The organism is uncultured Campylobacter sp. (assembly GCF_938045225.1).
Classification (GTDB): Bacteria; Campylobacterota; Campylobacteria; order Campylobacterales; family Campylobacteraceae; genus Campylobacter_A.
In genome coordinates this window covers 1-10056 of record NZ_CALINL010000133.1, presented here as the reverse complement: position 1 = coordinate 10056, position 10056 = coordinate 1, and the positions used below count along the sequence as shown (strand labels likewise).

At 46.6% G+C, this 10056-nt stretch carries 11 protein-coding genes; 6 read left to right on the top strand and 5 right to left on the bottom strand.

The genetic code is table 11. The features are described from left to right. The 3 genes from Q0200_RS05200 to Q0200_RS05190 all read left to right on the top strand — a co-directional run. Window positions 1-331: SEC-C metal-binding domain-containing protein (locus tag Q0200_RS05200; protein ID WP_297938616.1), on the top strand; the 331-nt coding region annotated here is incomplete at its 5' end. 239 nt (window positions 332-570) lie between these two features. Further along, window positions 571-1767: an ABC transporter permease gene (locus tag Q0200_RS05195; protein ID WP_297938613.1), complete on the top strand. Its 1197-nt coding sequence runs from the start codon at window positions 571-573 to the stop codon at window positions 1765-1767. Between the two features lie 473 nt (window positions 1768-2240). After that, on the top strand, window positions 2241-2927 hold the full coding sequence (locus Q0200_RS05190) for a hypothetical protein (RefSeq protein WP_297938610.1): 687 nt from the start codon (window positions 2241-2243) through the stop codon (window positions 2925-2927). Window positions 2928-3201: 274 nt separating this feature from the next. Here the strand turns inward: Q0200_RS05190 and Q0200_RS05185 are convergent, their stop codons facing one another. Continuing rightward, window positions 3202-3333 carry a hypothetical protein gene (locus Q0200_RS05185; RefSeq protein WP_297938607.1) on the bottom strand — a complete coding sequence of 44 codons (132 nt, stop codon included), beginning with the start codon at window positions 3331-3333 and terminating at the stop codon, window positions 3202-3204. Between the two features lie 21 nt (window positions 3334-3354). Between Q0200_RS05185 and Q0200_RS05180 the strand changes: the two genes are divergently transcribed. Beyond that, complete coding sequence (locus Q0200_RS05180) at window positions 3355-3642, top strand: hypothetical protein (protein WP_297938605.1); 288 nt, start codon at window positions 3355-3357, stop codon at window positions 3640-3642. Between the two features lie 188 nt (window positions 3643-3830). Here Q0200_RS05180 and Q0200_RS05175 read toward each other — a convergent pair whose 3' ends face one another. The 4 genes from Q0200_RS05175 to Q0200_RS05160 all read right to left on the bottom strand — a co-directional run bounded on the left by Q0200_RS05175 (window position 3831) and on the right by Q0200_RS05160 (window position 8054). Next, complete coding sequence (locus Q0200_RS05175; RefSeq protein ID WP_297938602.1) at window positions 3831-5069, bottom strand: ArsS family sensor histidine kinase; 1239 nt, start codon at window positions 5067-5069, stop codon at window positions 3831-3833. A 21-nt stretch (window positions 5070-5090) separates the two neighbouring features. Then, window positions 5091-5783 carry a response regulator transcription factor gene (locus Q0200_RS05170; protein ID WP_009496046.1) on the bottom strand — a complete coding sequence of 231 codons (693 nt, stop codon included), beginning with the start codon at window positions 5781-5783 and terminating at the stop codon, window positions 5091-5093. A 448-nt stretch (window positions 5784-6231) separates the two neighbouring features. Beyond that, window positions 6232-6735 (bottom strand): hypothetical protein, encoded by a 504-nt coding sequence (locus Q0200_RS05165; RefSeq protein WP_297938598.1) that lies wholly within the window; start codon window positions 6733-6735, stop codon window positions 6232-6234. Continuing rightward, on the bottom strand, window positions 6732-8054 hold the full coding sequence (locus tag Q0200_RS05160; protein WP_297938595.1) for an AAA family ATPase: 1323 nt from the start codon (window positions 8052-8054) through the stop codon (window positions 6732-6734). The genes Q0200_RS05165 and Q0200_RS05160 overlap by 4 nt, the downstream gene beginning before the upstream one ends. Before the next feature lie 50 nt (window positions 8055-8104). Here Q0200_RS05160 and Q0200_RS05155 point away from each other — a divergent pair, with 50 nt between their 5' ends. Together Q0200_RS05155 and Q0200_RS05150 are read left to right on the top strand one after the other, a co-directional pair. Continuing rightward, window positions 8105-8227 (top strand): hypothetical protein, encoded by a 123-nt coding sequence (locus Q0200_RS05155; RefSeq protein ID WP_297938592.1) that lies wholly within the window; start codon window positions 8105-8107, stop codon window positions 8225-8227. Window positions 8228-8236: 9 nt separating this feature from the next. After that, window positions 8237-10056: SH3 domain-containing protein (locus Q0200_RS05150; RefSeq protein WP_297938590.1), on the top strand; the 1820-nt coding region annotated here is incomplete at its 3' end.

Here is a 10056-nt window from a genome sequence, read left to right as displayed (position 1 = left end):
TGGACTGCGCGGCTACAATCAAAAAGACCCGCTAACCGAGTATAAAAAAGAGAGCTTTAACCTCTTTATGGAGCTCGTTAGCCGCATTAAATTTGAGAGCATCAAGCTACTAACGGCCGTGCGCCTAAGCTTCTCCGAGCCTACCGAGTCTGCGCCGCAAGAAGCTCAAGACAGCGAGGCTGCTAGCGCGTCCGAGAGCGAAGAAAAGCCTGGTAAAAAAGTATCTCGAAACGACCCGTGCCCGTGCGGAAGCGGTAAAAAATACAAAGACTGCCACGGAAAGAGCGGCCCTAAAAAAGGAGCTTTTGCGGAGGATTGGGATAAAATTTAGCTTTGGGGTTTTGGTGGCGGCTTGCTAAATTTAGCATTTAAGTTAGCCGCCGTTTTTATAGTGGCGCGAACTCGTAAATTTAACGCCTAGCTTTTGCAAGCGGTTTAAAAATTTGGCGTCAAATTTACACGGATGGACGATTTAAATTTTAAACTCGCCTCAGCGCAAATTTAAACAAGACAAAGCGACGCAAAAGTAGCGAGCAAACCAAAGCCCAAATTTAAACAACGGAAAATCAAATGAGCCTAACCAAATATCTACTTTTTAAATATCTACGGTTTGATAAAACCCAGCCGTTTATCATGCTTTCGGCACTTTTGGCGTTCCTTGGCGTCGGCGTCGGGCTCATGGTGCTCATCGTCGCGATGGCGATCATGAACGGCTTTGATAAGGAGTTTGAGCGCAAACTTTTTACTATGAACTACCCGATCACGATCCTCTCCGCTATCCGCGGCAACATCGACGAGAGCGACGTTAGCAAACTCAAGCAGAAGTTTCCGAATCTCAAATTTAGCCCATATATCATGAGTCAGGTTATCATCAAGGGTGCAAATAGCTTCGAGGGCGGACTGCTTTTTGGCGTAAATTCGGCCGACGAAAAGCAGATAAACTCGGTCGTGGCGGCAGGCCTTGAGGACCGCGAACTAGACGGATATGGCCTGCTCGTAGGACAGGGCGTCAAAAACGAGATGATGATAAACGAAAACGACAAACTCACGCTCATTTTTACTAAAAACGATCCGAGCGGTTTTGCGCTAACGCCTAAAATGAAGCGCTTTGACGTAGTGAGCTCGTTTAGCTCGGGACTCGTGGCCTACGACAAAAGCTACCTCTACACGAGCGTGGAGGCTCTGCGCAAGATACTCGAGTACGATGAGGGCAAATTTGACGGTATACACGTGTTTTCAGACGATCCGTTCGCCGATATCGAAAAGATCTCGCGCGAGCTACGCCTAGGACAAAAAGCTATCGGCTGGTGGCAGCAAAACGGTAACTTTTTCTCCGCTTTGGCGCTCGAAAAGCGCGCGCTTTTCATCGTTTTGATGCTCATCATCCTGGTTGCCTCGCTAAATATCGTAAGCTCGCTACTCATGACCGTCATGAACCGCCGCCAGGAGATCGCGCTACTGCTCTCGTTGGGCGCCAGCAAAGCCGAGATAAAAAAGAGCTTTTTTGCTCTCGGTGCTACGATAGGCGGAGGCGGGATAGTGTTTGGGCTCGTGCTCGGACTCTTTGGCGTATGGTTGCTCGGTAGCTTTGATATCGTAAATTTGCCGGCCGACGTCTACGGCAGCGCGAAGCTTCCTATGGAGTTATCTTTGATCGATCTTGTTATGATTTTGGTCGGGGCGGTCGTTATCGTGGCGTTTTCGTCGTTTTACCCCGCTAAAAAAGCTGCGCAAATAAATGTACTCGAGACGCTTAGGAATGAATAAATCGGCATTTTAGCCGAAATGTTTTTAGGTTAAATTTGAGCGAATAAAAATTTGCCGTTTTGACCGCGCTGGCTCGTCTATTTTTTGAATTATATAAAAAGTGGCGAAATTTTATTTATATAAAAATACGCCGCTTTAAATTATTTTCGTTCGAATTTTTATTCTCGTGCGTGTAAGTTTTTTAAATTTAAGCCGCCGTCGGCATCAAATTTGCCCTCAAAACTAGAAATTGTACATCGTGTAAGGTATCCGCAACCAAGTAGTAGCCGTAAGTTTGCCTATATTTTGTTATACTGCAACGGTTACTAAATTTACTTACGGCATTTAGAAAGCCATGCTTACGGTCGGCACTTATGCCAAATTTACGCCATATTCGACTACCGTTTTGAAGTGAATCGTATCAATTTGCAAGCAAAAATTTGAGACCCTTTAAGGTATAATGCCTAAAATTTAATCCAAATTTGGAGAGAAAAATGACGAATTTCGAGTATGCGCGCCGCATTGCCGAGGCTGCGAGACCGGATCTTGATTTAGATTGCAAAGAAATCGATCTGCAGGATAAGTTTTACGGGCTTTTTCAGTGCTTTATGCCCGAGGGCGTGGGCGTGGGAGCGGTGTTTGCGCCGCTGCAAAACGGCGAGGCGCTGCAAGCGCGCATAATGCCGATCTACGCAGTCACGGCGCAGCAAACGCAAGAGGCGTTCGATCAAGGCGTTGCGCCGGGGTATTTTTGCCCGCCGCAGGATCCGAAATTTGATGACGAAGCGCTTAAGAGCCTAGCTTTAGCGCACGTTCGAAATTTAAAAATTTTCGCCGAGTTTCTAGGCAAGAACGAGCTTTTAAAAATGCTTGGCGAAATAAAATCGGCTCACGTGCAGGAGAGCTTTGATCTCGCGCATAACAAAGATGAGCTTGCGGACGCCGTCTATGAGGCGATCACGGAGTGGATGATAGATTCGCCGAAATTCGATACGAAGCTATGGGTGCTCGGCGAGGCGTATTATTCGATCAACTGCGACTACCTGCTCTCGGAGGACTTACAGTATCCAAACTACGCGCAAAGACCGCAGGAAGACTTTTTGAAGCCCTACTTCGAGCTGTATCTAGCCGGGCGGCAGGTCGCGTTTGAGCGCGGCGAGGTTGTTGTTTTTTTGCGTTAAATTTACACCGGTAAAGGAGCTAAATGCAAACGGACGCTTTTGGCTGGCTAAAATTTTGAGCTATGCAAATACCTAAGGCTCTATGATGCCGGGCTAAAAGCTGACAAACGAGCATCTAAAGGGCGCCGTTGGTAAATTTAAAAGCGAGTTTAGCGAGGCGCAGCGGGACTATGCGCTGGGTGAACTTTGCCTCGAAATTTTAGACGAAAATAAAAGCGAGCTAAAAAATCTAAAAAATCGCAACAACGGCGAGCTACCGTTTGAGCTCAGCGAACTAGTCGGCGAGTATCTGAAAGGGCTCTGCGACGCAGGCGAGATGCTGCATCTGCGCTTGTCGTACCAGATATGTACGCGCGTCTTGCGGAAGCTTGATAGGAATGAGCTTTTGCGCCGTGCATACAGCCATGAGCATTGCGACGCACGAACCGTGGAGCTATACTTTTGCATGCTACTAGACGCGCTATACTGGGGCGCGCACCACTTTCCAGAGGGCTGTCTGATAGAGCGCGCACGCTACGAACGACTGATCCGCGAAGCTCGCGACGTAAGAGAAAAGCACGAGACAAGCGCGCGGTTAAATTTAGATTTTGAAAACTTAGTAAAGCTTTACGAGTGCTATTTTGAGTTTAAATCTCGCGGCGGCGAGGTCGATTTTTACGCACTGTGCGAAAAGGCGGGGCTAAATTTTTGCGCCCGTAAAGTCTTTTTATTATGAGTAGCAAGCGGTCGCTAAAATTGGCTATAAATTTGAAATGAGCGCTAAATTTGCGGCTCAAATTTTGGCGTTTAGTTTGTCGCAACGATACGCCGAATTTTAAAATTTAAGCAAAAACGGCTCGCTTTAAATTTCAGCTCAAATTTACCCCGCGCCCCGCAAATTTAGCAAAATGCACAAATTTACTTCTACGCTGCGATATTTTGCAGATTTTCAAAGCTAAATACGTTTAGTCCGTTTTTGTATTCGTAGCTTAGAGTTAGCTTGTGGGCTTTGATTATATTTTCTACGATGTAGAGCCCCAGACCGAAGCTTTTTTGCGCGCTTTCGCCCTTGGTAAATGGCTCGACGTAGTGGCGTAGTTCCTTTGACAACCGCTCGCCTTCGTTGATAAATTTGATCGACTCTCGCGTGATAGTTATATTTACATGCTTGTTTGGAGAGTATTTTAGCGCATTATCTATCATGTTTTTTGCGGCGATCGCTAGCAACTTAAAGTCCGCGTTTAGGTTCACGTCCTCTAGCTTGCTGATCGTAACCTGTCCGGGATCTACCATCGCGATATCCAGAGCCTCGTCGATGATGTCGTCGATACGGCAAATTTTAGTGTTATTTAGCGCGATATTTGACGTGACTTGCTCGACGGCGGCAAATTCGTTTATGAGATTTTCAAGCTTTATAAACACAGACACGAGCCGCTCCTGGTTTTTGCTTTTTTCGATCATTTCGGCGGCGAGGCGGCCTTTGGTGATCGGCGTTTTTAGTTCGTGCATTATGTTTCTTAAAAATAGCTTGCGCGACGCGTTTAAGCTTTTGATCTGGGACACCGCGTCGTAAAACGCCTCAGCAACCTCGGAAATTTCGTCGTTACCGCTACTTACGTTTTGTACCTCGTCGATCTCGCCCGCGGCAAATTTGGCTATCTGGCGCTTTAGTTTTCTTAGCGGTTTTAGCTTTCTGATAACAAAAACGTAAGCGGCCAGAAGTATGATCGCAACTAGCAAAAAGATAATCTTGATGATGTCGTAGCGGTAGGGCTGATAGTCGTTATCCTTTAAAAGCAGGATTTTATCCACGTGCTGAACTTTTAGATAGTGGTGATTTTGGTAGATCATGATGGCGCTAGAGCCGATGTCTGCGGAGATCTCCTCAAGCACGGTTGCATTTGCTAGGATCTCCTCTTTTTGCTGCTCGTTTGTGATCTCAGGCATCTTAAAGTCGCCCGTTTGACGCTCGTATTCTTTTTCGTTTATGATACCGCTCATCAAAAATAGCTGATTTCTAGCGATCGTAGAGTACTTGGCGTTTAGCTCGCGCGCGTAATTTTGCTTGTCGTAGTCCATCAGCCACAAAAATGCCAAAAAGATGCTCGTAAGCGCAAGCGCAAAGATAAAAGTGATAGTGTAAAAAACCGATGAGCGTTTCATTTGCGGGGCTTTAAGTCAAATTTACTGCATCAGCTTGTAGCCGATGCCGCGGATGGCGTGGATGTATTTTGGCTCTTTTGGGTCGTCGCCCAGCTTGCCTCTGATGCGGCCGATGATGACGTCTATGCTCTTGTTCGTCGAGTCCTCACTGATGCTCGCGCAGTTGTAGATAAACTCCTCGCGCGTGATGGCGCCGCCTTCTTTTTGTAGCATATATTTTAGGATGTCGTACTCGGCCGCGGTCAAATTTAACGGCTCGCCTTTTAGCGTGATGACGTGCTTAAAGTCATCAACTGCGATGTCTTTCTCGCGTGCGCTCTCTTTTGTACCGCTTAAATTTGCACCCGCTACAGTGCTTTGGCGGCGCAGGTGGCTTTTGATACGAGCTAGCAGCTCCTGCGGGTCGTAAGGCTTTGGCAGATAGTCGTCCGCGCCGTTATCTAGGGCATTTACCTTGTCGGTGATGTCGTGGCGTGCGCTTGAGATGATGATAGGCACGTCGTGGCGCTTGCGGATCTCTTTGCACACTTCTAGGCCGTCAAGTCCCGGTAGCGTGAGGTCTAGGATCACGAGGTCAAATTTTTCTACGTTTAATGTCGAAAGCCCGATATACGGCTCCTCCGCCGTCGTTACGTTCATATCGCTTTTTGCTAAAAACTCGGTCAAAATTTCCGCCAGCTCCAGGTCGTCTTCTATCATCAGAATTTTTATCATTTTATGTCCTTTTGGAGATTATAGCGAGTTTTGACTAAATTTAATGGCGAGTCTAGCTTGTGTTTTATATTATGTTTAGCCTTATAGCGCATACCGCCATAACTCAAATACAAAGAAATATCGCCAAAATCTTTTTGCGCATTACAGATTATTTATTCCGCTTCATCTACAAACCAAGCCAAGACGATTGATATTTAAACAATTTTCAGTACAAATAAAATATCGGAAAAATGAATTTGACTACATCAAATTCAGTGTTGTGAAGACGTATGTATAAGTAAATAAAAATCGTAAATTTGACTTCAAATTGAGATAGATAGTCAAAAGTTAATCAATGCTAGATGATTTTAGCGCCGTATAATAAAATTTAGCAAAGATAAATTGATAGTTCATTAAGTCAAATTTTACCAATTTATCAAAAAAGGCTCGAGGCAAGCCGTTATTAAGCCTACTGCTCGCCAAAATCCTTGCCAAAATCATCTATCTGATTTAAATCCATCGGCTTAAGCTGGTTTTTATTTCCCCTCAATATATCCTCGACCTGCTCTTTTTGCGATCTTTTTGAGCCCGTGGTTTTGACGTTTTTTAGCGCTTCAAGTAGCTCTTCGATATTTGGTTCGCGCACGGTTTTTAGCGAGATGATGAGCACCTCGTCGATATCTACCGAGTGCTTTTTGGCGGTGTATTTTGCTAGCGTGTCTTTAAATTTTTCCTTGCCGAGCGACGTTAGCAGATCCTCGACGTAAAAGCTACCGATAACGACATTTAGCGCGTCAAGCACGTATGCTTCGTTATCCGCTACGTCACGCCCCTCCAGACGCAGGCTCACGCTTACTTTTTTGATCGAGCTTTTGGCGTCTCTGGAGTACAGATCGGTTTCAAAGTTATCGATATTTAGCGTCTCGGCAAAGGCCATAACCGCGGCAAAAGCCAGCGCAAAAATCTTTTTCATACGTCTTCCTTAATGTTTTCAAATTTGTTTTCAAGATAGAATTTCTCGACCTCTTCGTCTATTTTAACGACGCTTTGCAAATACTCTCTAAACGGCCGACTTTTGCCGTAAAATATCCTCAGTTTTTTCGGATCGATCGCCCGCGATAGCGCGACGTAGAGCTGTCCGTTGGCAAAGATATGATTTAGGTCGCAGACTAAATTTTCGATGCTCATGCCTTGGGATTTATGGATCGTGATCGCGTAGGCTAGCTTTAGCGGAAACTGCGTCAATGACGCCCTCGCGCGCTCCTGCAAATGCTCGCCCTCCATCACAAACTCACTCATATCAAATCTAGCTCGCTCCACCTCGACGATCTCGCCGTCAGCTTTTTGCACGATGACGCTTTTTATCTCGCCGTTTTCTTTTAAAATTTGCACTATCTGCCCGCGCTCGCCGTTATAGTACTCGCCCCATTTATTTACGGTAAATATAACTTTCGCGCCGATTTTTATATTTAAAATTTCAGGCGCGTAGAGGTTTGCGATCCAGCGATCCAGCGCGTTTTCGTTTAAATTTTCATCGTAAATTTCCACTAGCGCCTCTGCTCTTTCAAGCGGCGCTGGTAGCTTAGATAGCATCTTGTTATTTAGCTCGCCTGCTTCGTAGTTTCGTCCAAAAAGCACGCTCGTATCGTCATCTACCTGCACGCTTGGCACGCGTAAATTTTCTATATAGGCAAACACCTCTTCGCTAAGTCGCCCGACGCGAAGCATAGATAAGATATCGTAAAATTTCTTATCCTTCGTGCGTTTTGATACGACTAGCTCAATATTTTTAAACTCAAATTCATGCCACGAGCTTGAGTTAAAAGCATAGAGAAATTTAAAGAGCGAGCTACCGTCTTCGCCGTTTTTTCGCACTGGTGGCAACTGATAAAAGTCGCCCACGAGCATCACGCGCCCGACGAATCGCGAACTCATCAAGCGGTAATAAATCATATCCATGAGCCCCGCGCTGATCATCGAGATCTCGTCTATCACGATGAGATCGCAGGCGTCTAGCATCTTTTTTAGTTCGCCGAGTTTCCCGCGCTGTTTGCGGTCGTAGCCGCGAAGCTCCTCAAGGCTTGAGCAAATGCCGAATTTAAAAAAACTATGCACGCTTACTCCGCCGACGTTTACCGCTGCGATGCCGGTGCTGCCCAGTACGACGACGTTTTTTAGCTCGCTTTTATAGTGCTTGATGACCGCTTGCGTGAGGTGGCTTTTGCCCACGCCGCCGCGCCCGGTGAGAAAAACATTTGATTTTTTTAATATTTCTAAGAGCTGATTTAGCACAAATTTCCCTAACTTTTTGTAAAATTATAGCTTATTTTTAAGGAGTAAGATTGAAAATTAATAAATTTATGCTTTCTACGGCAGTAGCGTTAGTAATGCTAGGCGGTTGCGCATCGTCAAAAGATGCCCCTAGTGCGGTAAATTTAGAGGGTCAAGGCGCCAATACAGCGTAGGCATACGATATGCCCGAGGAGAGCGCGGATGAAAATTTAGGCCACATCAGTTATCTAAAATTTGACGTCGATCAAAATGTAAATGCGTTGCCGATACTGCCTTTTGAGGCTCAAAGCAGCGGCGAAACTCTGCTACAAAAACGCTTTAGCGCGCTTGATCTAAAAGCGCCCTCAACCACTGCAAAAGACGCTTTTTGGGCACTAGATTACTATAAAAACACGTCAAAAAGGCAGTATTATTTCTCAAATATGCGCAAAATCCCGAACGAATGGTTTGAAAAAGTGCGAAAAAACGCTAGCGTAGAGAGCTTCGGTAAAGTCTCTCTACCTGCGATAACGACGGCAAATACTAGCCTGCGAAACCTACCGACCGACGAGGCCGTACTCTATAATCCGGCACGTGCCGGCGAGGGACTACCGTTTGACTACGCTCAGCTCTCTTTCGTCTCGATCGGCTATCCGCTTTACGTTTCGCACTTTTCGGCCGACGGCGCGTGGGCATTTGTCGGTAGCGACGCCGCATGGGCCTGGGTGAAATCGACCGAAATCAAAATTTTAAGCGCGGACGCCGTGCGGGAGCTAAAAAACTCCAAATTTTTAAGCGTTATCAAAGACGAAGAGCCTATCTACGACAAAAACGGCAACTTTTTATTTTACGGGCGCATAGGCGCGATTTTGCCGTTTCAAAGCGAGGATCAGTTTAAATTTTACGGCAAAATTCAGACCCAAAGCGGGCTAAGAAACTACGAGATCTCAAAACAAAGCGCGAGCCGCTTTCCGCTTACATTTAGCGACGAAAACGTAAGGGCGCTGGCGTCATCGCTACTAGGTCAAAGCTACGGCTGGGGCGGGTTTGGCGGTAAGCGCGACTGCTCGCTGTTTTTGCAGGATTTTCTCGGTAGCTTTGGCGTGTGGCTACCGCGAAACTCAAAGGCGCAAGGTCAAATCGGCAAGGTCGTAAGCCTGGCAAATCTAAGCGCGGAAGAAAAACTACGTGTCATCAAAACGCAAGCCGTGCCGTATAGAACGCTGTTTCACATGAACGGGCACATCATGCTATACGCAGGCCTGCGCGGGGATGAGCCGCTCGCCGTGCACGACGTCTGGGGCATCCGCACGAAAGATAACGGTAGAGCCATGATCGGCGGCGTGGCGATCACGACGCTAAAAATCGGCTCAGACGTAGCAGACATCGATCCAAAACGCTTGCTAGTTTCGAGAATAAACTCCATGAACACCTTTGAAATAGCTAGCGGCGAAGAGGCGCAGCGCGCAAAACAATCGGCGATCGAAAAAGCTTACGGCGTGAAAATAGTCGGCAACGAGGTGATTTTTGCGGACGGCAGTAAGGTCAAATTTGATGACGGCGAGGCAAAGGACACGGCGCATCTGCTAAATCTCGCCGACGTAGAGGATACTTTTGCGCAGCCTTATCCGCTATTTAAACCTCTAGCTCTACCTAGTAATGACGCTGGCAGATACCGAAACTACGAGCTTTTAGATAAAATTTACGGTGCGAGCGAGGCGGAAGTAAGGGCAAATTTAACGGATGTCGTTTGGCTAAAAAATCACGGCGGCAAGACGTTTAAATTTAACTCCAAAAACGGTGCGGCAGCTGCTCTGCAAGCCGTCTCAAACGAGCTTGACGCGCTGGTCGTGCAAAAGCCGGAGCTGCTAAAATTTCTCGATAACCCGTCTGGCACGTTTAACTGGCGCGTGATCGAGGGTACAAAGCGCAAGAGTTCCCACTCCTACGGCATCGCGATCGACATAAATACCGACAAGAGCGACTACTGGCGCTGGAACAAGGACGGCCGCTACCGCAATCA